Annotated in this window: 26 protein-coding genes; 13 read left to right on the forward strand and 13 right to left on the reverse strand. The window is 49.9% G+C overall.

Annotation, left to right across the window (positions count from 1 at the left end):
• Nucleotides 1–128: 128 nt before the first annotated feature.
• A complete protein-coding gene (locus WC7_RS21045; protein ID WP_016151816.1) occupies nt 129–896 on the forward strand; it encodes a class II glutamine amidotransferase in 768 nt (255 codons plus the stop codon).
• Here WC7_RS21045 and dpaA read toward each other — a convergent pair.
• On the reverse strand, nt 867–1,607 hold the full coding sequence (gene dpaA, locus WC7_RS21040) for a peptidoglycan meso-diaminopimelic acid protein amidase (protein ID WP_016151817.1): 741 nt from the start codon (nt 1,605–1,607) through the stop codon (nt 867–869). The two genes, WC7_RS21045 and dpaA, sit on opposite strands and share 30 nt — an antisense overlap.
• Nucleotides 1,608–1,956: 349 nt before the next feature.
• On the opposite strand from dpaA, the gene WC7_RS21035 reads away from it, so the two are divergent.
• Nucleotides 1,957–2,718 carry a C40 family peptidase gene (locus WC7_RS21035; protein WP_016151818.1) on the forward strand — a complete coding sequence of 254 codons (762 nt, stop codon included), beginning with the start codon at nt 1,957–1,959 and terminating at the stop codon, nt 2,716–2,718.
• Nucleotides 2,719–2,756: 38 nt separating this feature from the next.
• On the opposite strand, the gene WC7_RS21030 is transcribed toward WC7_RS21035, so the two are convergent.
• From WC7_RS21030 to WC7_RS21000, 7 genes are read right to left on the reverse strand one after another with little or no spacing between them, the layout of a single operon-like run.
• Nucleotides 2,757–4,850 (reverse strand): flagellar biosynthesis protein FlhA, encoded by a 2,094-nt coding sequence (locus WC7_RS21030; RefSeq protein ID WP_016151819.1) that lies wholly within the window; start codon nt 4,848–4,850, stop codon nt 2,757–2,759.
• A complete protein-coding gene (flhB, locus tag WC7_RS21025) occupies nt 4,834–5,973 on the reverse strand; it encodes a flagellar type III secretion system protein FlhB (protein WP_016151820.1) in 1,140 nt (379 codons plus the stop codon). The genes WC7_RS21030 and flhB overlap by 17 nt, the downstream gene beginning before the upstream one ends.
• Nucleotides 5,963–6,745, reverse strand: coding sequence for a flagellar biosynthetic protein FliR (gene fliR, locus WC7_RS21020; protein ID WP_016151821.1), 783 nt, complete (start codon nt 6,743–6,745; stop codon nt 5,963–5,965). Before fliR ends, flhB begins: the two co-directional genes overlap by 11 nt.
• A 1-nt stretch (nt 6,746) precedes the next feature.
• Nucleotides 6,747–7,019, reverse strand: a complete 273-nt coding sequence (locus tag WC7_RS21015) for a flagellar biosynthetic protein FliQ (protein WP_016151822.1) — start codon at nt 7,017–7,019, stop codon at nt 6,747–6,749.
• 12 nt (nt 7,020–7,031) lie between these two features.
• Nucleotides 7,032–7,790 (reverse strand): flagellar type III secretion system pore protein FliP, encoded by a 759-nt coding sequence (fliP, locus tag WC7_RS21010; protein WP_016151823.1) that lies wholly within the window; start codon nt 7,788–7,790, stop codon nt 7,032–7,034.
• The gene (locus WC7_RS21005) at nt 7,787–8,158 is read right to left on the reverse strand and encodes a FliM/FliN family flagellar motor switch protein (protein ID WP_016151824.1); all 372 of its coding nucleotides are present in this window, start codon (nt 8,156–8,158) and stop codon (nt 7,787–7,789) included. Before WC7_RS21005 ends, fliP begins: the two co-directional genes overlap by 4 nt.
• Nucleotides 8,151–9,014 (reverse strand): FliM/FliN family flagellar motor switch protein, encoded by an 864-nt coding sequence (locus tag WC7_RS21000; protein WP_016151825.1) that lies wholly within the window; start codon nt 9,012–9,014, stop codon nt 8,151–8,153. Before WC7_RS21000 ends, WC7_RS21005 begins: the two co-directional genes overlap by 8 nt.
• Nucleotides 9,015–9,608: 594 nt before the next feature.
• Between WC7_RS21000 and WC7_RS20995 the strand changes: the two genes are divergently transcribed.
• Genes WC7_RS20995 through WC7_RS26920 form a run of 10 tightly spaced genes read left to right on the forward strand, consistent with a single transcriptional unit; the run spans nt 9,609 to nt 19,967 of the window.
• Nucleotides 9,609–10,595, forward strand: coding sequence for a sigma-54 interaction domain-containing protein (locus WC7_RS20995; RefSeq protein ID WP_016151826.1), 987 nt, complete (start codon nt 9,609–9,611; stop codon nt 10,593–10,595).
• Between the two features lie 47 nt (nt 10,596–10,642).
• The gene (locus WC7_RS20990) at nt 10,643–11,005 is read left to right on the forward strand and encodes a flagellar hook-basal body complex protein FliE (RefSeq protein ID WP_016151827.1); all 363 of its coding nucleotides are present in this window, start codon (nt 10,643–10,645) and stop codon (nt 11,003–11,005) included.
• Between the two features lie 4 nt (nt 11,006–11,009).
• Nucleotides 11,010–12,689 carry a flagellar basal-body MS-ring/collar protein FliF gene (gene fliF, locus WC7_RS20985; RefSeq protein ID WP_016151828.1) on the forward strand — a complete coding sequence of 560 codons (1,680 nt, stop codon included), beginning with the start codon at nt 11,010–11,012 and terminating at the stop codon, nt 12,687–12,689.
• Nucleotides 12,667–13,683, forward strand: coding sequence for a flagellar motor switch protein FliG (locus WC7_RS20980; RefSeq protein ID WP_003838846.1), 1,017 nt, complete (start codon nt 12,667–12,669; stop codon nt 13,681–13,683). The genes fliF and WC7_RS20980 overlap by 23 nt, the downstream gene beginning before the upstream one ends.
• Nucleotides 13,684–13,686: 3 nt before the next feature.
• Nucleotides 13,687–14,397, forward strand: coding sequence for a flagellar assembly protein FliH (fliH, locus tag WC7_RS20975; RefSeq protein ID WP_016151829.1), 711 nt, complete (start codon nt 13,687–13,689; stop codon nt 14,395–14,397).
• Complete coding sequence (fliI, locus tag WC7_RS20970) at nt 14,390–15,730, forward strand: flagellar protein export ATPase FliI (RefSeq protein ID WP_016151830.1); 1,341 nt, start codon at nt 14,390–14,392, stop codon at nt 15,728–15,730. Before fliH ends, fliI begins: the two co-directional genes overlap by 8 nt.
• Before the next feature lie 2 nt (nt 15,731–15,732).
• The gene (locus WC7_RS20965) at nt 15,733–16,176 is read left to right on the forward strand and encodes a flagellar FliJ family protein (RefSeq protein WP_016151831.1); all 444 of its coding nucleotides are present in this window, start codon (nt 15,733–15,735) and stop codon (nt 16,174–16,176) included.
• Nucleotides 16,173–16,577 carry an FAD synthase family protein gene (locus tag WC7_RS20960; protein ID WP_016151832.1) on the forward strand — a complete coding sequence of 135 codons (405 nt, stop codon included), beginning with the start codon at nt 16,173–16,175 and terminating at the stop codon, nt 16,575–16,577. The genes WC7_RS20965 and WC7_RS20960 overlap by 4 nt, the downstream gene beginning before the upstream one ends.
• A 6-nt stretch (nt 16,578–16,583) precedes the next feature.
• On the forward strand, nt 16,584–18,674 hold the full coding sequence (locus WC7_RS20955) for a glycosyltransferase family 9 protein (RefSeq protein ID WP_016151833.1): 2,091 nt from the start codon (nt 16,584–16,586) through the stop codon (nt 18,672–18,674).
• 36 nt (nt 18,675–18,710) lie between these two features.
• Nucleotides 18,711–19,967, forward strand: coding sequence for a methyltransferase domain-containing protein (locus tag WC7_RS26920; protein ID WP_016151834.1), 1,257 nt, complete (start codon nt 18,711–18,713; stop codon nt 19,965–19,967).
• A 52-nt stretch (nt 19,968–20,019) separates the two neighbouring features.
• Here WC7_RS26920 and WC7_RS20950 read toward each other — a convergent pair whose 3' ends face one another.
• The 5 genes from WC7_RS20950 to flgA form a co-directional block, all read right to left on the reverse strand.
• Nucleotides 20,020–22,581: a glycosyltransferase gene (locus WC7_RS20950; RefSeq protein ID WP_016151835.1), complete on the reverse strand. Its 2,562-nt coding sequence runs from the start codon at nt 22,579–22,581 to the stop codon at nt 20,020–20,022.
• A gap of 56 nt (nt 22,582–22,637) precedes the next feature.
• Complete coding sequence (locus tag WC7_RS20945) at nt 22,638–23,582, reverse strand: hypothetical protein (RefSeq protein ID WP_016151836.1); 945 nt, start codon at nt 23,580–23,582, stop codon at nt 22,638–22,640.
• A 135-nt stretch (nt 23,583–23,717) separates the two neighbouring features.
• Nucleotides 23,718–24,146 carry a flagellar protein FlgN gene (flgN, locus tag WC7_RS20940; RefSeq protein WP_016151837.1) on the reverse strand — a complete coding sequence of 143 codons (429 nt, stop codon included), beginning with the start codon at nt 24,144–24,146 and terminating at the stop codon, nt 23,718–23,720.
• A 12-nt stretch (nt 24,147–24,158) separates the two neighbouring features.
• On the reverse strand, nt 24,159–24,446 hold the full coding sequence (gene flgM / locus WC7_RS20935) for a flagellar biosynthesis anti-sigma factor FlgM (RefSeq protein ID WP_016151838.1): 288 nt from the start codon (nt 24,444–24,446) through the stop codon (nt 24,159–24,161).
• Between the two features lie 96 nt (nt 24,447–24,542).
• Entirely contained in the window at nt 24,543–25,313 is a 771-nt protein-coding gene (gene flgA, locus WC7_RS20930) for a flagellar basal body P-ring formation chaperone FlgA (protein ID WP_016151839.1), read from the reverse strand.
• An 82-nt stretch (nt 25,314–25,395) separates the two neighbouring features.
• Here flgA and flgB point away from each other — a divergent pair, with 82 nt between their 5' ends.
• The gene (gene flgB / locus WC7_RS20925) at nt 25,396–25,743 is read left to right on the forward strand and encodes a flagellar basal body rod protein FlgB (protein ID WP_016151840.1); all 348 of its coding nucleotides are present in this window, start codon (nt 25,396–25,398) and stop codon (nt 25,741–25,743) included.
• Nucleotides 25,744–25,745: the final 2 nt, after the last annotated feature.

Consider the following 25,745-nt stretch of genomic DNA (forward strand, 5'->3'; position numbering starts at 1 on the left):
TTTGAATCCGGGCAGTGCCCGAAATCCTCACGTACTACGTGTACGCTCCGGTTTCTGCGCGCTGTCCGAATCTAAACTGGCTGCAACAATTACGCCTTCCCGCTTAAAGGCGTTTGTGGAGGTGATGTATGTGCGAACTGCTCGGGATGAGCGCCAATGTGCCAACCGATATCTGCTTTAGCTTCACCGGGCTGGTTCAGCGCGGCGGAGGTACCGGGCCGCACAAAGACGGCTGGGGTATTACGTTTTATGAAGGTAAGGGCTGCCGTACGTTTAAAGATCCGCAACCCAGCTTTAATTCGCCTATCGCCAAACTGGTACAAGACTATCCCATCAAATCCTGTTCCGTGATTGCCCATATTCGTCAGGCGAATCGTGGCGAAGTGGCATTGGAAAATACCCATCCATTTACGCGTGAACTGTGGGGACGTAACTGGACGTACGCTCATAACGGACAGCTCAGCGGCTATAAATCGCTGGAAACCGGTAATTTCCGCCCGGTCGGGGAAACCGACAGCGAAAAAGCTTTCTGCTGGCTGCTCCACAAGCTGACTGAACGTTATCCGCGTACGCCTGGCAATATGACGGCAGTGTTTAAATATATCGCGATGCTGGCAGGAGAATTGCGTGAGAAGGGCGTCTTCAACATGCTGTTGTCTGACGGGCGTTATGTGATGGCTTTCTGTTCGACCAACCTGTTTTGGATCACCCGTCGTGCGCCGTTTGGCGTGGCGACACTGCTGGATCAGGATGTGGAAATCGATTTTAGCTCAGAGACCACACCCAATGATGTGGTCACCGTGATTGCCACTCAGCCGCTAACCGGCAATGAAACCTGGCAAAAGATTATGCCAGGCGAGTGGGCGTTATTTTGTCTCGGGGAGCGTATAGTTTGATGCCAGTTGCGGCTGAACCACTTCGTGACTCAACGGCTTGCTGATAACGTAACGGCCATCGACGACGGAAACGGTCGGTGGCTTACGCGTTTGTTCAAAGTAATCGTATCCCGGCTTTAGCTGCGCCCAGAATTCTTTGTAATACGAGAACTTATGGCGCTGCATGTTGGCATCGGTCATGCGGAATGGATAAATGCTAACCTGCACGCTGGACTGCCCAAACACCAGTGCGCCGGTGACAAACTGGAAAATCTCATCAATGCCGTTGTCGGTCATTGCGTAGCAGCCGACGGAAACGCAGGCACCGTGGATCATCAGGTATTTACCTTCATAACCGTGTGCGCGGTCGTAGGCGTTAGGGAAACCAATGTTAATCGCTTTATAAAAGCGGCTATCCGGTTTCAGCTGTCCGCGCTGTACGCTGTAAAACCCTTCCGGGCTTTTGAAATCGCCCTGACGCTGTTTCGGACCTAAGCCGCCGGAATAATTGCAGATCTTATAGCTGTCGAGCAATTGATACTGTTCGCCCATCTTGACGTACAGATCCAGCGTTCGCTCTTCTTTGAAGATCTGGATATAGACGGGGGAGCCCATTAATTGCTGCTTATATTCTTTGCTGACAGGCGTAGTCGGGCTGCTGCTGCTCAGCAAACCGGCAAATGAAACGCACGGCAATAAAAGCATCGCAAGAAAAAATGCGATTTTACGCATACTGCTTATTCCTTGATAAAACGATTACACACGCCAGGACGGCAAAAAGAGTTCCCAAATCGGATAAATCTGGATCTGGAGCGCTCACATTATCACCCAGAGAGTTTTTCGCAAGTCTCTCGTGCGGCGTTTACACTTTAGATTTTCTTTATACGGAAAATTGTGCTTAAAGGCAGTCAGACACTGACGTATTTTGTGGGTTAGCGCACGTCATTAAGTCTTCTGAGTGCAGAATTCCTAATATATTGAATTTAAAAAATTAATAATTTAATAATCGAATATTAAAATGGAATGCCCGGCAATAGCGGTAGACTGCGGCGAACGTGTTTGATTAGGTAGTGTTGTTTTCATGTCTTTTGTCTCTGCGCCCCGACGCTTTTTGCCGGGTCTGCTGTCTTTGTGTGTTGTGTTGTCCTCGCCGTCTGTCGCCAAAGTTCAGCCCCTCTTATCTGACGCCCATTTAAGCTATGCGGCGCAATTACGCATGCGTAACCGCGCCCGGCTGCTGAAGCAGTACCACACGCAGGTAAAAAAGCAGGCAAGTTATGTGGTGGAAGGTAATGCGCAAAGTAAAAGCGCGCTGCGCCAGCAAAACAGGACGCTGATTAAACAGCACCCGGAGTGGTTCCCGGGGCCACTAAAAGCGAGCGATCAACGCTGGCAGGAGCTGGCTGAGAATGACCATTTTCTCAGTAGCGATCATCTGCACAACATAACCGAAGTGGCAATCCACCGTCTTGAGCAGCAGTTAGGTAAACCCTATTTGTGGGGCGGGACCAGCCCGGAACAAGGCTTTGACTGTAGCGGGCTGATCTTTTATGCCTACAACAAAATTCTGGCAGCAAAATTGCCACGTACGGCGAATGAAATGTATCACTATCGGCGGGCGACCATCGTCGCTAATCGTGACCTTCGTCGTGGTGATTTATTGTTCTTTCATATTCACAGTCGGGATATTGCCGATCATATGGGCGTCTATTTGGGGCAGGGACAATTTATTGAATCGCCGCGTACGGGAGAAACGATTCGGGTGAGCAATTTATCCGATGCCTTCTGGCAGGATCATTATCTCGGCGCTCGTCGTATTCTGACGGAAAATACCATTCTGTAATCAAAAAGGCGGTGCGAATGGCACCGCCTCGTCAGGGGTTAACTCAACGCCCCCATGATCTTTAATTCCAGCTCATCCGGAACTTCGTTATATGACAACACCTGTAAGCCTGGTGCAAACAGGCGCGCATAGCGCGCAAGCAGAGGACGTAGCTGCGGTGCGACCAGCAGTACCGGCTCTTTACCCGCGGCTTTCATCTGTTCTTTAATCTGCGGCATATTGGTCTGGAACTGATTCAGCATATTAGGATCGACCGGTACGCTATCGAGCACCACTTTGCCGCTTTGCTGAGCCTGATTCACTACATTAGCCAGCAGATTCTCCAGCTCATTATTCAGCGTGTAGACCGCCAGCTCATCTTTGCGCACAAACGGATGGGTAATGCTGCGACGGAGCGCCAGACGCACATCTGCCGTCAACAGAATATGATCTTTAGTGACAGCGCTACTGGCGACCAGTACGGTGGCAATGGTAACGATATCGCGCAGCGGTACGCCTTCGACCAGCAGCGCCCGATAAACCTTCAAGAGCTGGCTGTAATTCAGCGCCGCGCTCAGATCTTCCGCCAGACGGGGGGCCATCGAAGAGAGGCGGTTATGCAGTTGGGTAATATCATCGTAGTTAAACAGGTCGGGAATAAAGTTGCGAATGACCTTATTCACATGCGTCGCAATGACGCTGGCACTATCAATGACCTGATACCCCATATTTAGCGCTTTGGCTTTTTGCGCCGGGACAATCCACGTCACCGGCATACCGTAGGCCGGATCGTGGCCTAAAACACCATCGATCTCGCCATACGTTTCACTGGAGGGCAGCGCCATCAACTTATCTGAGGGAATATCGGCCTCATCAGCCTTGATCCCATTGATAAAAATGGCGTACTGGGTCGGTTTTAGACGGAAGTTTTCGCGGATGCGAATTTCCGGGAGCAGCACGCCGTTAGTGTCTGAGATAACCTGCCGTACACCGCGAATACGTTGAGTGAGCGGATTCCCTTTGGATTTGTCTACCAGCGATACCAGCTTGTACCCCAGGCTCAGGCTGATTGGCTCGATCAAAGGAATAGTTTCCCAACTGACCTGTTGCTCAGTAGTTTCAACGATGGTTTTAGTCAGCGTCTCAAGATTTTTCTCTTCAGTTTCAGCCACCTTCGGGCGCTTGCTCATACGCCAGGCGGTGAAACCCATCAGGGCGCTGAACACCAGGAACGGGAAATGCGGCATTCCCGGTACAACCGCCAGTACAAACATAATGCTGGTGGCGGTATAGAGTACGGAGGGGCTGGCCAGCAACTGGCTACGCACGTCTGTGGCGATATCACCGCTGTCGCTCACGCGAGTAACGATAATCGCCGCCGCCGTCGACAGCAGCAGAGACGGGATCTGGGCGACCAGACCGTCGCCGATGGTCATCAGTACGTATTGCTGGAATGCGGCTTCGGCGCTTAAATCGTATTTGAAAATACCGATACAGACGCCGCCTATCAGGTTGATGGCCAGGATCATCATCCCGGCGATGGCATCACCGCGCACGAACTTCGACGCACCGTCCATTGCGCCATAGAAGTCCGCTTCGCCCGCCACATCTTTACGTCGCGCCTGCGCCTGGGCCTGATTAATCAGGCCTGCGTTCAGATCGGCATCGATCGCCATCTGCTTCCCGGGCATGGCGTCCAGCGTAAAGCGGGCCGAAACCTCGGAGATACGCTCGGCACCCTTGGTAACCACGATAAAGTTGATGATCATCAGGATGATGAACACCACAAAACCGACGACAAAGTTACCGCCGATCACCACCTGACCAAAGGACTCAATCACCTTACCGGCAGCGCCTGCGCCCATATGGCCGTGCAGTAACACCACGCGCGTTGATGCTACGTTCAGCGTCAAGCGCATTAAGGTGGTGATCAGCAAAATGGTCGGGAACAGGCTGAATTCGAGCGGGCGTTTCGCGGAAACGGCCACCAACAGCACCATCACCGCCAGCACGATGTTAAAGGTGAACAGAATATCCAGCACGGCCGGTGGTAATGGCAGGATCACCATCGCCAGGATAGACAGTATGACCAGCGGAATGCCGATGTTACCGTTACGCAGCAGCGCGAGGAATTGTTTAGTTGTTTTCGGCATCCAGTTTAAGAACCTCTTTTGGAATGGAAATATGTCTGTTCAGCGAAGGGCGTGCTTGTGAACCGTCACGCCAGTGCTTCATTTGCAGTACATAGGTCAGGACGTGTGCTATCGCCCGATAAAGTTGAAATGGGATCTGTTGATTGACCTGGGTGGTGTAATAAACGGAGCGCGCCAGCTTAGGAAATTCAACAATCTCAATATTGCTCTCCGCCGCCACCTGACGGATATACAGCGCGATTTCATCGGTGCCTTTGGCGACAACGAAGGGCGCGGCGGCGCGCGACTGGTCATACTGTAGCGCCACGGCATAGTGGGTTGGGTTGGTGATCACCACATCGGCTTTTGGCACCACCTTGCGAATTTGCCCCATCGTCATTTGCCGTTGCAGGCGACGGATCCTGGCCCGTACCTCCGGCTTACCTTCCTGATTTTTATACTCTTCCTTCACTTCCTGTTTGGTCATCTTCAACCCTTTGGTGAACATTTTTTTCGCCAGAGGAACATCAATCAGAGCGAAAAAAATAAACAGGATGACAAAGTTGCGCATGATGCTGCTGTACAGCGCCAGGCCATCGCTGACGGCCTGTTTGAAATACAGCTCCTGTAGCCCCAGAAAGGCGGCAACGTTATTGCGTACGCTAATCCACAGCATCACCAGCAGTACCATCGCTTTGAGCGTCATCTTGCCGGTGTCCACCAGATGGTCGGTGGAAAACAGACGGCCAATCCCTTTGAGCGGGCTTAATTTGCTAAAGTCCGGCAAAATTTTCTTCGGCAGGAACAGCCAGCCTCCGGGAATCAGCGAGGCAAACAGCGCGGCAACCGGCATGGGTAACAGCGTCAGGATGAACTTGGCTAAAATCAGCAGATGGTGCTCAAGGAACTGGCCGATAATGTCTGGATCATTAATGTTCTGCGCATACTGATGCACACTGATAAAGCTTTCGCGGACAAAATCTTCATACCAGGGGAAGCTGCTGGAGATCACCATAAACGCGGCAAACAGACTGGCGGCAAGCCCCATATCTTTTGAGCGTGGAATTTGCCCCTCTTGCCTGGCTTTGCGAAGTTTTTGCGCCGAGGGTTTTTCTGTTTTTTCTTCGCTGCTGCTATCCGCCATAGTGCCCCTTGAGCGCGTCAAGTTGCTGCAAGACGAAATTTGCCAGGTGCAAATAGTGGTCGGGCAGGTTGTAAAGCAGAGTCGCAAAGCAGACAAGACCCGCCAGCATGTTGATCGGAAAACCTAATGAGTACAGGTTGAGCTGAGGCGCAATGCGGTTCAGCAGGCCAAAGCAGCCCTGGACAATCAACATGATAAAGGTTGTCGGCAGCGCCAGCAGGGTGGCCGCGGCAAACACCCAGCCCAGCCCCAGGGAAATGGTGCGCAAAGATTGTGGATGCAGCGCATTACCAATCGGCCAGTAAGTAAAGCCTTTGAATAAAATGCTCACCAGCAGCAAATGCCCATCCATCGCAAAGAACAGGATCACCGCGTAGATGTTGATCATCTCCGCCAGTACCGTCGTTGATGCGCCGCTGCTGGGGTCGTTCATCACCGCCATGCTCATCCCCATATTGAAAGAGAGGATCTGGCCCGCCAGCTGCAGCGCTAAAAATAAAAACTGCAGCATCAGGCCGAAAAGCATGCCCCACAGAAACTGCTCTGCGGTCAAAATAATGCTGTTGATCGACAGCAGGCTGTCAGGAACCGGATGGGGAATAAGCGGCGTAATGATAAAGGCCAGCGCCAGGGACAAAATTATGCGTATTCGCACCGTGAGCGCCGCGTTATCCAGTACCGGCGCGTAGTGAATAAACGCCATAATGCGCACGAATGGAAACCACATGTCCAGTATCAGGTTACTTAACTGTGTAACGTCTGTTTCGCGCATGTCAGTGCACCAGAATGGCGGCCTGAGTGAACAGATGCACGCAGAGATCGCTTAACTGGACGATCATCCATTTTCCGCTAATGCCCAAAACTGCGAGGGTGACGATAAGCCTGGGCAAAAAGCTGAGCGTTTGTTCGTTAATCTGCGTAACGGCCTGAAAAATGCTGACCAGCATCCCCACCAGCAGGCTGGGAACGACCAACACGCAGACTAAAATGATCACGACTTTTATTCCGCTGGCGACGATATCTGCGGCTACATCAATGGTTAACATATCCGATCTCCGTTAGCCCAGTCCCAGACCGCGAATACTGGAGGTCAGCGTACCGACGGTCAGCGCCCAACCGTCAATAAGCACAAACAGCATCAGCTTAAAGGGGAGGGAAACGATCAGCGGGGACAGCATCATCATCCCCATCGCCATCAGCACGCTGGCGACGATCAGGTCGATCACCAGGAACGGGATGTAAATCATGAAGCCTATTTGGAAGGCGGTTTTAAGTTCGCTCAGCACATACGCCGGGACGATAATGGAGAGATCCTGATCGGCTGCATTACCTTTGGCGTTGGCGATCGTCATGATCTGCGCAATCGCTTTTTTGTTAGTCTGCGCCAGCATAAAGCGCTTCAGGGGCGAGGCGGCGGTGCTCAGGGCGTCAGGGAGCGTGATTTGATCGTTTTCAAAAGGCACAACCGCGTGGTCGTAAATGTTGATCCAGACCGGACGCATCACCAGCATGGTTAACGACAGCGCAATGCCTATCAGTATGCGGTTGGGTGGCGTTTGCTGTAGCCCCAACGCCTGGCGCAGCAGGGAGAGAACAATAATAAAACGCGTAAAGCAGGTCATCATCAGTACCAGGGTTGGCAGAATGCCCACCAGGGTCATCAGGATCAGGACCTGGATTTTTACGCTGTATTCCTGGCTATTACCGTGTGAAATCACATTCAGCAACGGGATATCTCCCCCTTGCGCGCAGGCAAAGGGAGAAAGGATGAGTAATGAGATACCCAGTATGAGCGTGAGGGTTGGTGCGCGTTTCATGGTGCCAGGTCGTTGATTTCATGCGTGTTGAATTCAAGGACGCGCAGGCCATATTTTTCATTGACCACCACCACTTCAGCCTTGCCCAGCAGGATGTTATTAACCTTAATATCCAGCGGTTCACCGGCAAGCTTGTCCATCTCAATGACGGTGTCGTCATCAATGTTCAGCAGATCGGACAGCATCACTTCCACGGATGACACTTCCAGCGTTAGCGTGACCGGAATACGTTTGAGTAATGACATCGACTCGGAAAAGCGGTCTTCTAAACGCGCCACCAACGTTTCTGTTGCCGACGGTGCCGTTGGCGTGGTTGTTTCGGGCGCTAACTCGAAACCTTGCTCTAAAATATCTTCTGGCTTACTCATAGGATTTCTCCGTCTTGCTCGTTAATTCGGATAAAAACAGTTTGTCTTTGTCCTCTACGATCAGGGCATTAAATAATTCGGATTTCCCAATATAAACAGGGAAAGTTTCAGGCATTGCGATAGGTAAAATATCCCCGGCTTTAATTGTCGTCAGGTCGGCGACATTGAGGGGAATTTCTGCAATCTTGACGTTCATGGTCAGCGGCAGCGTATGAATGATTTCTTTAATCAGCGTTTTTTTACGCATCTCAACGTTGGCTTTATCAACCTGCTTTTTCTTCTCGCCGTGCTCGCTACGGCGGATTAAATTCAGAATGTAATCGGTATGGGAATCATCCAGTAAGATGCGGAAACTGCAATTCTCCTCATCACCTAAAACAAAAGTGAGCTGATAAGCCCAATGTGTTTGTACAGTACTGCTGTCAGGTTTAAGCGTCAGCGGAATGCCTGATATGTTTTTATTAAAGATGATATTACTAATATCCAGCGCCAGCCTGCTTCTCAGCCGGGTTTCCGTCTTGGTTGGTAAATCATCTTCTGAATTTTCGTCTGCAAGCGATGAAGTCAGGCCATAAAAGTTACCTAATAACATTAACAATAACGCGCGATCGATATCAAAAGCCAAATGTCCAACCTGCGAGACTAATAACTCAGCGCTTTTATTGATAACGTCCATCTCACATTGTATTTTTCTGAGTGTTATATTTGTGCGATGTTTTTTCAGAAAATAGTTTCCGAGATGTGATTCAATTGTATCAAAATTACCCGTAAACATAGTCGGCAGACGATGATAAGGACGCCCAAGCCGGTTGCCTTCAAGTTTAAAGATTCCGGGCGTTTGACTATATTTCAGCATGGTACGCTTTCTCAGCTGTAATTTCTGGGGCGGATGAGTTGATATCAAATCCCGCGGTTATAAAAGAAAATACTACTCCATTTAATTTATGGTTCATCCTTGACGCTTTCTCATATTGTTGAAGTCCATTAGATATGAAATGCAGTACCTACTCTCGTCTCTGATGTAGGGCTGGACATTAGATATTTTACCTCTCTCCTCTGCAAGTTATTAATGGTGTCAGGTTATAATTAAAAAATAATTAATTACGTATACGTGATGCTCCCCGCTAATCCTCTTACCTTGGTAAGGCACGTCTTGTGTGCCTTTGTTTCATACCTATACATCCATAACTTGTTGTTTTTTATGTAATAATAATTTTATTATCTTTTAATTTAAGATTGTTAAAGGCACCGGTGTTACTATTTTTTTAGGAAAAACCCTATTTTGAAATAGTCTTCGATAGGGCTGCCCTTTGATGGGGCGGTAAAACATGAGCAAGGATGGGATTAAAACATGGCACGGGCGATATCTATTATTCGATGATTGTGCTTTGGAATGATTTGTATATTTCTCGTAACGGATGTTAACTTTACTTCTAAGTGTAAAATAATCATGTTTGAACTTATTGCCGAAGCAGCCTCCAGTATCAATGTTTTTTCAATGGCAAGGCGTATTGCTGCGTTTAATGTTCCAGTGCTTATCCATGGTGAAACCGGTACTGGTAAAGAATGTATCGCCAAATTTATCCATTCAATTACGTTTGCGCAGGAGCCACAGGCCCCCTATATCGGGGTGAACTGTGCCGCTATCCCTGAAAATATGCTCGAAGCCACGTTGTTTGGTTATGACAAAGGGGCATTCACCGGAGCAGTGGCGACCGTGCCGGGGAAAATGGAATTAGCCAATAACGGTACATTATTACTGGATGAGATTGGTGATATGCCTTTAGCGCTACAGGCTAAAATATTGCGTGTATTGCAGGAGCAACAGGTTGAGCGCTTAGGCAGTAACCGTTTAATCAAACTGAACTTCCGTCTAATTGCCTGTACCAATAAAAATCTTGAAGAAGAAGTGGCTGCAGGACGCTTCAGAGAAGATCTCTATTATCGGTTGTCAGTTATTCCGTTGACGATGCCGCCGCTGCGCGAGCGTATGGAAGACATTATTCCGCTGGCGGAGTCCTTTATCAAAAAATACTCCACGGTACTGGTTAAAAATATCAAGCTTTCTGAATCATCACGCCGGGCGTTACTCAGCTACGAATGGCCGGGGAACGTGCGTCAACTTGAGAACGCTATCCAACGGGGAATGATCCTGAATCGTGATGGTGTCATTTATCCCGATACCTTAGGCCTGCCATCCATTGAATCTGATTCCTGGAGCGAACCGCAATGGCAGCCAAAGCCCAGTATGCCAATAACGACCAGCGATAATCTGGGTCAGCATGGCCGTAGCGCGCAGTATCAATATATCGCTGACCTGATGCGTAAATATCAGGGTAATAAAACCAAAATTGCTGATTTATTAGGCATTACCCCACGCGCGCTTCGTTATCGTCTGGCGTCAATGCGAAAACAGGGAATAGAGATCTTTTCCTGAATCAGTCTGTGGTAGCGAGAACGCTTTTTTAATTTTAAGAGTAGGTCATGAGCATAAATACGATAGCCCCAGCCAGTACGATGCAGACGCAAATGATGCAGGACATGCAGCAGATGAAAGCAGTCGCTCAGGTGCCTGTCCTTTCGCCGATGCAGATTAACGCCGTGGGCGCCCAGTCGGCATCATCTCCGGTCTCGTTCGACCACGTCATGCAAGGCGCGCTGAATCATGTTGATCAATTTCAGCAGGTCGCGGAGCAAAAACAAACGGCCATTGAGATGGGGAAAAGCGACGACCTGGCGGGGGCGATGATTGCCAGTCAGCAGGCATCGTTATCGTTTTCTGCTCTGGTTCAGGTCAGAAATAAAGTCGCTTCCGGATTCAATGACCTGATGAGCATGTCAGTCTAACGCTATGAATGAATTAATAAAAAAACTCACTCAGTTTTTACCCTCGTTCTCTTTTCGCCTGGATGGTAATAAACGTCTGGCGTTACTGGCGGCAGCGGCCATTGCGGCGACAGCCATTATTGTCAGCGTGCTGTGGAACAGCAATCACGGCTATGTTTCGCTGTACGGTAGTCAGGAACATCTCCCGGTTTCACAAATAGTCACCGTGCTGGATGGTGAAAAGCTGGAATATCGTATCGACCCGCAAAGCGGGCAAATTCTGGTTCCGGAAGAGGCGCTGTCGAAAACGCGGATGACGCTGGCGGCGAAAGGCGTGCAAGCCATGCTGCCCAGCGGCTACGAGCTGATGGATAAAGACGAAGTGCTGGGCGCCAGTCAGTTTGTGCAGAACGTCCGCTATAAGCGGAGCCTGGAAGGTGAACTGGCGCAGAGCATCATGACGCTGGACGCCGTTGAGAGTGCCCGCGTGCATCTGGCGCTGAATGAAGAGAGTTCATTTGTCGTCAGCGATGAGCCGCAAAACAGCGCTTCAGTAGTAGTGCGTCTGCATTATGGCAGCAAGCTGGACATGGACCAGGTAAATGCCATTGTGCATCTGGTGTCCGGTAGTGTGCCCAATTTGAATGCCTCGAAGGTTAGCGTTGTCGACCAGGCGGGGAATTTACTGTCCGACGGCATTGGCGCGGGAGAAGCCGTTTCTGCGGCGACGCGTAAGCGCGACCAGATCCTCAAAGATATTCAGGATAAGACCCGCGCCAGTCTCGCAAATGTCCTCGACTCGCTGGTCGGAACCGGCAACTACCGCGTGAGTGTGATGCCGGATCTCGATCTGAGCAATATCGATGAAACCCAAGAGCATTACGGTGACACGCCGAAGGTTAATCGTGAAGAAACGGTACTCGATAGTGATACCAACCAAATCGCCATGGGGATCCCCGGCTCGCTAAGCAATCGTCCTCCGTTGGCAGCAAACCAGGTGGGAAATGGCGCCACAGGGACGACGCCTGAGGATTCACGCCAGCCAGCCGCGCTGTCAAAACATAGCGAGAACAAACGCGACTACTCCTGGGACCGTAGCGTTGAACATATCCAGCACCCTGGATTCGACATCAAACGTTTAAATGTGGCCATAGTCCTCAACCAGAGCGCGCCGGCATTAAAGAACTGGAAACCGGAACAAACTACGCAGCTGATGGCGCTGTTGAATAACGCTGCCGGGATTGATGCAAAGCGTGGCGACAATCTGTCCTTATCCCTGCTCAACTTTGTGCCGCAGTCGATCCCCGTCGAGCCGACGCTGCCTTTATGGAAGGATGACAGCATTCTGGCCTGGGTTCGCTTAATTGGCTGTGGCCTGCTGGCGTTACTGCTGCTGCTGTTTGTCGTGCGCCCGGTCATGAAACGATTGACTGTCGAGCGCCGCCGGACCTCTACGCCTGAACTGGCGCTGGACGCCGCACCGATCGCGATCCCTGCGGACAAGCCCCATTTTGCGGCTGCTGAAGATGAACGCAAAAATATCGAACTGCCTTCTTTCCCTGGTGACGACAGCCTGCCTTCGCAGAGTTCCGGCCTGGAAGTGAAGCTGGAGTTCCTGCAAAAACTGGCGATGAGCGACACCGATCGCGTAGCTGAAGTTCTCAGACAATGGATTACCAGCAATGAGCGAATTGACAATAAATAACGGCAGTAACAACAGCTACCTGGAACAGGCCGCAATTTTATTGCTGTGTCTGGGCGAGGAGGCGGCAGCCACGGTGATGCAAAAGCTCAGCCGTGAAGAGGTGGTTCGTCTGAGTGAAAACATGGCGCGTCTGTCTGGCGTGAAAACCAGCATGGCGAAAAAAGTGATCAATAACTTTTTTGATGAGTTCCGCGAGCAGAGCGGCATCAACGGTGCCTCGCGTTCCATGCTGCAAGGGATCCTCAATAAAGCGCTGGGAACAGAAATCGCCAGCAGCGTGATCAACGGCATTTATGGTGATGAGATCCGCTCGCGGATGGCGCGTTTACAGTGGGTGGAACCGCGCCAGTTGGCGATACTGATCTCAGAAGAACATTTGCAATTGCAGGCCGTCTTCCTTGCCTTCCTGACGCCGGAGATCTCGGCCACGGTACTGTCTTACATGAATGAGTCGGTGCAAAACGAGATCCTCTATCGGGTTGCCAAGCTCAACGATGTGAATCGCGATGTTGTGGATGAGCTGGATCGGTTGATCGAACGTGGGCTGTCGGTGCTGTCCGAACATGGTTCGAAAGTGAAGGGAATCAAGCAGGCCGCGGATATCGTTAACCGCTTCCAGGGTAACCAACAGGTGATCCTCGATCAGCTGCGTGAACGCGATGAAGATGTTCTTGAGCAGTTGCAGGACGAAATGTACGACTTCTTTATCCTGAGCCGCCAAAGTGATGAGGTGCGCCGTCGTCTCCTTGATGAAGTACCGATGGAAGACTGGGCTGTGGCGCTGAAAGGTACCGAAGCGCTGTTGCGCCGGTCGATTTATGCCGTGATGCCTAAGCGTCAGGTACAACAGCTGGAGGCGATAACGTCGCGCCTGGGTCCGGTTCCGGTGAGCCGTATTGAACAGATCCGCCGTGAAATCATGGGGATTGCCCGCGAGCTTGAGGAAGCGGGTGAAATTCAGCTACAGCTGTTTGCTGAACAGACGGCGGAGTAACACATGGCGATTGAAACCATTCGTGGTCGTTACCGACTGCACCGCTTTCCTCCTCGCCAGCGCCATTTGCAGGCTGAACAGCTCACGCCGGGGATCACGCCTGCGGATTATCAGCGCCAACTGATGGACGGCTTCCAGGAAGGCCTGCAAAAAGGCTTTGAACAGGGGATGACGGAAGGTCAGGAGCAGGGCTTTCAGGAAGGTCATCAGAAGGGGCACGATGAAGGCCGTCGTCAGGGATACACTGAAGGCAGCCTGGCCGGGCAACAGGAAGGGCGTAAGCAGTTTGAGCAAGCAGCGCAACCGCTGGAAACCATCACTGGCAAAGTGAACGACTACCTGGCGCACATTCAGCGTAAACAGCGGGAAGACCTGCTGCAACTGGTTGAAAAGGTCACTCGCCAGGTGATTCGTTGCGAGCTGGCGCTGCAACCGACGCAGTTACTGTCGCTGGTTGAAGAGGCGATTTCGGCCTTTCCTGCGATGCCTGAGTCGCTACAGGTCCTGCTAAGTCATGAAGAATTTAACCGTATCAAAGATGCTGCCCCGGAGAAGGTCACTGAATGGGGGCTGACCCCATCACCCGAACTGCAGGCGGGCGAGTGTCGGGTGATTACCGATAAATCCGAGCTGGATATTGGCTGCGAACATCGACTCGACCAGTGCATGTCGGCGCTCAAAGAGTCGCTGCTGCCGGAGCCGACGGGTGAGTGACCTGTCCAGCGTTGACAACGCGCTGCGTTCCATTGAGTCGATCCCTTTAGCCCGGGTTGCCGGGCGACTGGTGCGCGTAAACGGCATTTTGCTGGAGAGCGTGGGCTGTCCGCTGGCGACCGGCCAGCTGTGCCGCGTCGAAAGCGCCGACCATACGTTGATCGACGCGCAGGCGGTGGGGTTTAACCGCGATATCACCTACCTGATGCCCTTCAAGCATCCCGTCGGACTGATGGCGGGGGCGCGCGTTTTCCCCGAAGAAAAAACCCAGGAGATCCTGATTAGCGAAAGCTGGCTGGGGCGGGTAGTCAATGGCCTGGGCGAACCGCTGGATGCCAAAGGGCGTCTGACGGGCAATGACGTATTGCCGCCTCAGGCACCTTCCATTAACCCCCTCACGCGTCGGTCGGTGAACCAACCGCTGGATGTTGGCGTTAAAGCAATCAACGGTCTGCTAACTATCGGCAAAGGCCAGCGTGTGGGCTTGATGGCCGGCAGCGGCGTGGGAAAAAGCGTACTGCTGGGGATGATCACCCGCCAGACCAAGGCCGACATCGTGGTGGTGGGGTTAATTGGCGAGCGTGGCCGCGAGGTGAAGGAGTTTATCGATCACGCTCTGGGCGCGGAAGGGTTGGCAAAATCAATTATCGTGGCGGCGCCTGCGAATGAGTCACCGTTAATGCGTTTGAAAGCCACCGAGCTTTGCCACTCTATTGCCGCCTGGTTTCGCGATCGCGGACATCACGTTTTGCTGCTGGTGGATTCGTTAACCCGTTATGCCATGGCGCAGCGCGAGATTGCGTTGTCACTGGGTGAACCTCCGGCGACGAAAGGCTATCCACCGTCGGCGTTCGGCATGATCCCAAAGCTTGTGGAAAGCGCTGGCAACAGTGAAAGCGATGGGTCAATGACCGCCATTTATACGGTTTTGGCGGAAGGAGACGATCAGCAGGATCCGATCGTCGACTGCGCGCGTGCGGTGCTGGACGGGCACATTGTTCTGACCCGTAAGCTGGCGGAGGCCGGACATTATCCGGCTATTGATATCGGGCAGTCGATCAGTCGATGCATGACCCAGGTAACTCCCCAGGCGCATCAGCAGTCGGCCCGCCTGCTCAAACAGAACTATGCCGCCTATATGGAAATTAAGCCGCTGATCCCGTTGGGCGGATATGTTGCAGGAGCCGATCCCGGCGTGGATAAGGCCGTCAAAGTGTTCCCCGGCATTGAGCGTTTTCTGCGCCAGGAAGTCAGTGAACCGGCCTCTCTGGAGCTGGTGCAAAGCCGCTTACAGGCCCTTTTCCCGCAGGCAAAGAAAACGGAAGGTAAATAATCATGCGGCAAATTATCGATACCCTGGCGCAACTGCAGCGCCTGCGGGATAAATCAGTCAAAGATATGACGGTACAGCTGGCTAAACAGCAACAAGTTTGCATCGGTTTTGACAATAACATCAAAGCGCTGGGCTACCTGATTCAAAAAACCGGCACCGGCGTGGAGGTGCCTTGCGTTGAATCACTCAAAAATGTGACCGGATACAAAGGCACGCTGCGCACGGTTATTGCCTGGCAAGAGCAGGAGAAAACGCTGGCTAAAATCAAAGAACAGCGTATTCAGAAAAACCTGGTGTCAGCGGCATGTGAAGAGAAAATTGTCGCCATGACGCTCGATGATAAGCGCGATGAACTGAGCAATGAGGCACTGGTTAAAGAGCAAAAAGCCGTAGATGAAATTGCCGCACAATGCTGGCTAAGACAGAAGACGCTGGGAGTGATATGAAAACGATCATTACTTTCGGCACCTTTGATGTTTTTCATATCGGGCATTTGCGTATTCTGCAACGTGCCGGACAGTTGGGGGAGCGACTGATCGTCGGTATCTCTTCAGATGCGCTAAATATGCAGAAAAAAGGCCGGATGCCGGTTTACAGCCAAAGCGATCGCATGGGGATTGTTGCCGGGCTGAAATGTGTGGACAGCGTGTTTCTCGAAGAGTCGCTGGAGAAAAAAGCGGACTATATTCGCCAGTTTAACGCCGATACGCTGGTGATGGGCGATGACTGGGCAGGGCGCTTTGATAGTTTGTCGTACCTGTGCGAAGTGGTCTATTTTCCCAGAACGCCATCGATATCCACCACCTCGATTATTGAGGTAATTACCAACCAAAATCAAAACCTGTAAAATAATATGAAAATAAGACTATTCATTGAAACTAAAGAAGTTACGCTGCCGCTTCAAATGTCCAATTTTATTCAAGATATGGATGGAGTAGTTAATATATTATTTATTTGTTCTGATAAATTGAGTGAAAAATGGCTGGAAAAGAATTCAAATATTGTTTTTAAATATAATGAATCCACACTACTGCCTGCGCTGGATAAAATATCACATGTACTAACTAAGCTCTCGCCAACAGCACTAGATATCCATGCGGCGCTGGCTGAAAGCTATGACTTACTTATTCCGTTTTTGATGAAATTAAACTCTCTTCGGTCGCTAATCCATCTTCATGTTTATGAAGGAGAGATAGCCGAGCTAGTTGCTGCTTCTGCACTTGAAAAAATCCCAGTAAATTTATTTAATAAATTGGTCACTGGATATGGTAATACCATAAGTATGGCATTAAATAATAATCATAACATGCCAAAAGATGAGTGGAATATTGCCGCCGGATATGCCTGGCATAAAGTGTTAACAACAACTTATTATCTACAAGAGAATAGCTCATTCAAAAATTCAAAGAAATTGCCTTGTGGTAATGTACCGGCAATCGATGAAAATAAAATAACGGATTTTCTGGAACTATTCAAGATACCAAATGGTATTTATTCTCAATTACGAAAGATAAGCTCGTCATCTCTACTATTACTCAGCACTTCACCTCGTTTTCCCTCGCTGAAAAAACAACATCAAGAAGCGCTTGTGGACGTTATTCAGCATGCAATCAATGAATTTGCAATTTCTGAAGAGAAAATCCTTCTCTTCCGCGAAAAGAAAGAGGGTGAAGTCGATGGTGAAATATTACGTCAGTTGGGATGCAAGGCTATCAAACTCCCTGAGTTAATTACTCTTAATTTTTTAAAGGTTCTAGAAATATTACCTTTAGCCATTGCCGGATATTTTTCAGATGAACTATATCAAGCGCCAGAGAAAAGTATTCTATTTTTTCTAACAACAGAGTTACCAGAAGATACTGATAAGTACGCTGGCCACATCAACTTTAGCAATAAGAAAATTTATCATGTAAATGAGTTGGTTGGTGTTAAACCCGGTTCGTTTAAGAAAAGGATATTTTATTGTCCTGGGTCGATGGGGGACGCGATCTACGCGTTGGGGTGCCTCACTGCATTTAGAGAATGTCATGATGAGGATTTTATCTTTATTGCACACAAATTGTATCATGACCTTATCGCTTCAAGTCCTGTGGTGGCACAGTATTGGGATATCAATGCGCTGACAGAAGATGCTTATATTGATATTGCGATTGCGCGTCAGGAAAATAAATTTCATTTCCTTGGCCACTGGGAGGATATAGTAGCATCTGAACATATGACGGATGCTTTTATCGGTGATAGTATTCATAATCATTCCTTGTGTAATAAGCAGCCTATGATTTCATTGGCGTCATTGGATAAGAAAAACGTCAATGATTTTATTCATAATCATCATTTGCAGAAAGAAAAAACAGTCTTATTACATCCCAATATAGGCTCTCCAAACCGGACGTGGACCGAAAAGGGATGGAATCAACTCGCGAAATACTTTATTGCTGCAGGCTGGAAAGTTGTCATTATTGGCAGCGATAATAATAAGTATCAAGAGAAGAAGATGATGGATATAGATATCCCGGAGGCTATCAATTGCATTAATAAGTTCTCTATGCTTGAGATGATTTATTTGATGGAGCGGTGTCAGCTACTGGTTGCTTGTGATTCTGGTCCTGTCGCACTTGCTGGACTCACTTCAATTGCTATTTGCGCGTTGTACTCTATTATTCCGGCCAGTTACCGATTGCCCTACAGGAATGGTCGGTATGGGTGGAATGCTATGGGTATTGATACAGAATGTCAGTTTGGTCAATGCGGTCACCTGATCATGAGTCCGCAATTCTTTAAAAATAAACTAGGTAAAGAATTTATGCCTCCACGAGGTGATGAATTTTCTGTCTGGTGTCCAAATGATAAAAAATATCGGTGCATGAAGAAGGTTACCGCCGAATATTTTTGGCATCAGATTCAATTATTTTTGAGTTCTGATGATTATGTGAAAAATTCTTAAGTATTTCTATGATTAAATATTCTAAATGGAGTGGTTATGGGGTTTTTAGGTCGTTTCCCTTTACGTAAAATAGTTGAAAAATACCAGGTGACGCATTTGGTTGAAACTGGGTATGGTATTGGTAACTCATGTCGTATGGCATTGTCGGCAGGTTTTCACCATGCGTTGTCCTGTGAGATATATCAGCCATTGTATGAAAAAGCACTACAAGAAAAAAATGAAAATATTACAGTTTGTCCGGATGATAGCTTATCATTTCTGAACTCGGAAGCGGTCAGTGATATTTTTAGGAGTCGCCGTAGTCTCATTTTTCTGGATGCTCATTATCCTGGTTCAGATTACTGCAATGAACACTATCGCAGTGACGAATGGGATAAAGATATTCGCTTGCCACTAATTAACGAGTTGCGAATTCTGGAAGGCAAAATTGATAATGCGATTGTTATTATTGATGATTGCAGAATATATTTGAAAGACTTTGCCGTGACAAGTGGTACTTTACCAGAATATGCCGATCATGGGTTTGATCGTGCTAATGAATTTATTGGACTATTAGAGAGTTTTGCCGATACACACTCCTTGCACTGGTATCCTGAAGATACTGGATACGCAGTTTTATGGCCTCATAGTTTAGCTGGTGAAGCGATTAAACCACTCATTTTACCTGGGGATGTTACCAGTAAGTTTCTGATTAACCGGGGCGTTGTGGGGACGACCAGTATGTCTGTAAATCGTCGACTTATGGATGCACGGTTTACTTCTCGTTGGTTTGTTGGCGCTGGTTTGGATATAGGTGGAGGACCGGACAGTATTGGGATTTACCACTCGCTTTTCCCTCTAATGAGAACGGTGACGGTCTATGACTTACCGCAAGGTGATGCCCAATACTTAGATAATGTTAGTGATGATAGTTTTGATTTTGTGTATTCTGCACACTGTCTGGAACATGTGGTTGACCCGTTCATTGCTATCAATAACTGGATGCGAGTGCTTAAACCAAATGGTCATCTCATTATTACTGTTCCTGACGAAGATATGTATGAACAAAAAGTATGGCCATCGACTTTTAATACCGATCACAAGCATACTTTCAGTATCTTCAAGAAAAGTAGTTGGTCACCGGTATCGATAAATGTATTGGAATTGATTCAGACGATAACCGCAAATCATGACGTTCAGAAAATTGAATTACTAAATCATAGCTATTTGTCTGGTCTCCCTCGGTTTGATCAAACTCGCACACCATTTGCGGAAAGTGGTATCGAGATTGTTATAAAAAAACGACCACAATAAAATTAAAACCACCGGTTTAACGGTGGTTTTATCGCCAATTCATATCAGAAATTTAGCTAAAAAGTTTTCTCTGTAGACTATGTAATAGCGTATTACTGTGGGCATTCTCTGTTTCCGTAAGCAAAGCGGCGATCTCCTGAGCCGCCCGTTTCCCCGCCTGACCATCCCTAAACGCATCGCAATAATGGTGGCGAATCTCCTCCAATGGCGCTTCCAGCGCAGTCCAGTCAAATGCGGATGACAGGGCGTGGCGCAACGTCTGTATATCCTGTGCCACCGGGAGAACATCGCGAATACGCTGATCAGCGCTGTCAGGAGTAGAGAAACTTTGTTGACCATCGAGCAGCAAGGGCATCTCTGGCCAGCTCAGTAAAATGACGCGTTTATTCATATGAATGGCGTCAAAAATAAAGCCGCTGCTGTCTGTCAGGACGTAATCCGCCTGCGCGATAAGCGCCAGCAGATGCTGTGGATCGTCAATTCGGTTTTTTAAATAGCGCAGCGCCAGTGCCAGAGAGGCGGCTTCTTCCGGTCTGTGCAGGGTGCCATGATGTAGTTTGGTGACGACATTGTATTCATGACTTAACCGGCTGAGCTGTTCCGCCCAGTGAGGGAGAGAGCTTAGCGCGCCATAGGTTGGCGCATACAGGATGGTCTGCTTTTTCGCATTCAGCTTCAGGCTTTTTGGCAGCGCAGTATCGTAAGTGTGATTATGCCACTCATCGAAACGGGGATTGCCCACCACTTTGGCGCTGCCACCGATATCAAGCGCGTGCTGGCTATAGTGGCTGTAACACAGGATGCGGTGATAAAAGGCGTTCCACCAGGCATGATTCCACTCTTCTTTCGCCAGGCCATACAGGGTGCGTACATGGGTATCCGCCAGCCCGTTCAGCAGTGGCGTGTAGTAAGGGCTGACCAGGCACCGGAAGCGCTGACGGTTCTCAATGACCGCTGAAAGACGCGTACCGCCGAGCGCAGGGTCGTTGATGGCTTTAATCGTCGCGGTCATCTCATCCAGAAACGATTTAGGTATTTTGTCACTGACCAGCAGCGAGCAGGTATGGCCCATCGCCTGAAGCGCGGTAATGATAGGGCGGTAGACCGCGTAGTGCAGCGAGGTTTCCATATAGAAGCCAATGGCATCTATCTGCGTGGATGTCGTAGGAAGCGGGTTGCTTACCAGCGTGTTGACGGTGGCGGGTTTCTTATTGATTTTGTTGAAGTAGTAACCGATGTTATCGGTTTCTTTTTTCTCAATATCGCTGTATCCCGCGCGCTGATAGCAGATGCTCGGATAACAGGAGAGCCATTTCCCTTCACGCAGCAGCGGCTGCCATTGCCCTTCGAGCGTATCTGAGAGGTCATGCTCCATCTGCTGAGCCAGAACCGGGTAATAGCTGCTGTTGACCAGATAGGCGCAAACCTTATTGCAGTCGCGGGCATGGATCATGCCATTGAGGCTTTTGAGTTCGCGGCCCTGTTTAATTTCTCCGCCGAGGATAACCACTTCCCACGGAAAGCCAGGCAACGCGTTCAGAAGCGAATTGAGTACCCGGATATGCTTTTCCTGCTTCAGGATCACGCTATCGTCTTCAAGTAGCAGGTAGTTTTTCCAGCCGTTACGCTGTGCCAGTTGCAGCGCCTGCAGATGGGACTGGCGGCGACCAGCCTGGCCGTTAGTGGCAACGGACGCCGCAAGGCGGGTGATCTTTTGCGCCGGGAAATTGAGAAACGCCAGCTCTTGCTGGATGTGGGCTAAACGATCCGGGCGTGAGTCCAGATTCACTATCACCACCTGATCGATGTAATCCCACTGGATCGGCTGATGATGGGTGGCGTTATGCAGACTTTGATACCAGTTTTTCAGCATCGGGTCTGTAATCGCCTGTGCCAGCGAGGTTTCCAGCGGCTCGCTGCTGCCCAGCACAAAGTCTTTATCGAACGTATTTTGACTGTGCGAGATACAAATAATGGTACGCTCGCCCGGCAATTGCAGCGGGTTCGCGGTGAATTGATTAGTGAATCCTTCCTCTTCGCCTAAGTTACATTCATCATCGTAACGGTGCTTTTTTAAATAATTGCGGTGGTAGCAAAAGGTGCCGTTGAGAATGTTCTGCGGGCCAAAGCTGCGGCTTTTGAACACGCGGTTGATATGGCTATACCAGATGGGGATCTGATCGGAACCTGAAATCAACGCCCGGTGGCGCTGCATCATGTCGATGGTGTAGGAGATCTTATCCGCCGGATAATAATCATCGTCATCCATACAGAGAATATATTCGCCTAACGCCAGCGCATTGAGCATGTTGCGCTTTTTTCCCAGCGTCAGTTTTTCCGCATGGTAGATATAACGAATATTGAATTTCTCCGGATGATTCTGCGTCAGCCTGTCAATGATTGACTGATGGCTTTGTGGGGAATCATCCAGGATCACCAGCTCCCGGCGGTCGGCAGGGTAGTCCTGATAGCGGTACATATACAGCAAATAGGGTAAAAAAGCGCCGCGGTTCCACGTGGGAGTAATGACGCTGACAAACGGTTTTTCGCGACCAGTGTCGAGCGTTTTAACGATGCCGGTCAGGGCGGAACGTACTTTGGAGGATTCAGACATGGTGATGTGTATTCGCGATTCGAAAAAGGACCGGGTATGCACCCGGCCAACAGGCGCTAACGTGTAATCAGGGAAAACGCCGAGAGCAGAGGATCTCCCGGCAGCATATCCAGAATATGCTGACGCAACGAGTGGGCATTCTCGCTGTTGCGCCACGCTTCAAACAGCGCGAAAAGGGCGTAGATTTCGTCATGGCTCAGCGTGGAATCATCCATTGTCCACAGGCAAAATAGGGTGCGAAGCATAAAGATGTCAGCCACCAGCCAGAAGAAGCGCTGCAGCGCGCTTTCACTCTCGTGCTGCGGGAAGGTATCGTGATACAGGCGATAAATCAGATAGTTACTGAATATCCATGCGTCATGGGCAAAGTAGCGCTCATAGGTATTTAACCACTGATCCTGCAACTGCTGCTGAAGCATAGCTTCACTGTTTGCATCCTGGAGCATCAGCAGACTTACCTGCAGAGGTAAGGTCAGCTTGCGCGTGCTTTCCGGCAACAGATCCCAATTGAACTCACAACTGCCCATTTGGGTGATCAGCTCCCGCTGCAGCTGGGGCAGGCTGGGCAGTTGCACGAACTGCTCCTGCAGTTTTCCGCTTTGCGCGTGGGCGGCCAGAACCTGCGGCAGCGAGGCCAGTTTTTCAAGCATAGGATCGCTGTCGCCAGGGCATTTCTCGGAAAAAGAGAGCATGATGCCCAGCGCATACAAGCGCAGTTCCGGTGACAAACCGGGGAGCGTGATGGTATGCAGAGCAGATTGATTAAGTACCTGATCGCGTGGAGATAACGCCGGGCTGTCCGCATTGGCTGCACATTGCGAGGTATGCAGCACAAAGGCGTTGGGATCGCCTAACGCAGCCTGACAGCTGGCCGGATCGGTTAATACCAGACTCTGACGTACTTCCGTTTTCCAGCGCATTTCGGCCAGCAAAGCGGAATCCGGATGGTGGGATAAAAACAACCGGACAAAGTCAGGTTCATAACAATCAATCATACTCATAATGTGTTCTCAGCAATCCCTAAATTCAAAATCTGGCTACATCATTGCAATATCCATGCCTGAATTTTTATTGTATTTATATCAATTAGTTAGGGTGTGCGCGGAAAGTCGTTTTCCGCGTCAGGGAAGGAAGGTTTAGCGCTGGTAAATAAAATCCGGCTCGGTGCCTAAAAAAGTCTGAATAAATTCATACTGGCGGATCAGCAACTCGCCGTTTTTTTCGTTGTACGTCTTGCAGCGTTTCGCTTTTTGCTCAAGGCTCTGCCACCAACCCTCTGCGGCACTTTTCTGTAAGCCCGGCAACCAGCTAAACACCTGTTCCATCCCTGCACGATCGACGCTTACGCCCAGCAATTGCAGGATTGAGCGGCGCTGCTGGCTGCTGTTTTGCAACTGCTCATAATGCTGTTGAATCGTCTCATTGACCGCCAACAGCTCTTCACTGGCGCGACGGATCATGCACAGACGTTGTTGTTCTAACTGATGTCTGAGCGCGTCATATCGCGTCCCGTCCTCCCGGATACCCTGAAGCAGCGTTTTCACCTGCTGTAGCCTGGTACTCACAATTTTGGCCTCTTATTTCTGGAAAAAGCTGAGCATGTCACCAGCCAGTTGCTGGGTATCAACCTGCATGTCGCCTGCGGCCAGCATGGCCTGCATTTGCGCCACTTTGTCGTAATCAACGTCGCTTTGCGGATCGCTGTTCAGCGTTTGCTGCGCCGTTTGCAATCCCGCCTGAGTAATATCGTCGGCGGAAAGCGTCGCGGCGCTGGAGGTAGTGGTCTGCGTGCTGCTCTTGTCTGAACGCGTCTGCCCGGTTGTAGATGCAGGGCGATCGCCTGGCAGAGTCGGGGTAATTTTCATAGCAACCTCGTACATATTTCGTTGGGTTGGTTATCTGTTATTGGCTAAAAGCGACGGTAAGAGAGGAAAACTTTAATCCCATCACAAAAAATCCCTTCACTGCTCGGCCGTCAGCGTGGTGACCACGCCGATATCGTCCACCATCCCGCTAATGATCCGCTGGCTGCTGCTGTTGCGAATTTTTATCACATCCCCTTTGCGCCCGTTCTTCAACGCCACGCCCGGCATCGAGGCGGTAATTCCGGCCGTATGGGAGACGATCATCACCGGTTGGTCGCGTTTGACCAGCACCGGTTGAACCAGTTCGCTCCGGGTAATCGGTTTGCCCGGTTGCAGGGCGCGCTTACTGGTGAGACCAATCGCCTCATCCATATTTGTCATTAATCCTTCCCGCTGGTTGCTGATATTGAATTTTTTAAGCTGCAGGTCGTTGGCCGTAATTACCGTATCTCGGGCAATCAACGACTTTGGCATCACTACCGGCACCGACACGTCGGGGCGTACCGCAACGTTAAATTGCCAGCCCGCGCTGCCCGGACAACTCACCACAAAGTTCATTCGCGTCAGGGCCATTCCTGGGGATGTGCTGGAGGTGAGCTGGGGCGCTGTTGCGCATAGCGCGCTGGTGCTCACCGTTGAGGGAATATAGACGTTGAACGTGTAGCGATAGTCCTGCCACTGCTGTTTTTTCGCCAGCGCGTCAATTTCATGACCGGCGGCAGTTATGACCCGCGCGTTGATCTGTTCCCGGGCGCTGTGCTGAATGGGATGGACGGCGGCATGTGCGGGTAAGACACAGCATAACGCCAGCATTATTTCCGCGGCAAAGGGGAAAGAAGGCTTCCTTATGTCGAAGGGGAATTTCATAAAGTCATTTCTCATCAATCACTTAAAAGTTGGCATACATATTGCTAATAACAGCGATATCTACGCAGGAGTGATGTAAGAAATGGGAATCAGTTTTCAGCAGGCATTGGGTGTACATCCGCAGGCAGTGAAGTTACGTCTTGAGAGGACCGAGCTACTGACTGCGAATCTGGCAAACGTCGATACACCAAATTTCAAAGCTAAAGATATTGATTTTGCCGCTGAGATGCAACGGGCAAGTCGCACAAATGTGCTGCCCGAGGCTGACGTGAAATACCGTGTGCCGATGCAGCCCTCAGAGGATGGCAATACCGTAGAGCTGAATACCGAGCAGGCCCGGTTTTCACAAAATAGTATGGATTATCAAAGCAGTCTGACCTTTTTGAACCTGCAACTTAGCGGTATCAAAGAGGCCATCGAAGGGAAATAACC

Origin of the sequence: Citrobacter sp. KTE151, from assembly GCF_000398845.1 — a bacterium.
GTDB lineage: Bacteria > Pseudomonadota > Gammaproteobacteria > Enterobacterales > Enterobacteriaceae > Citrobacter > Citrobacter braakii.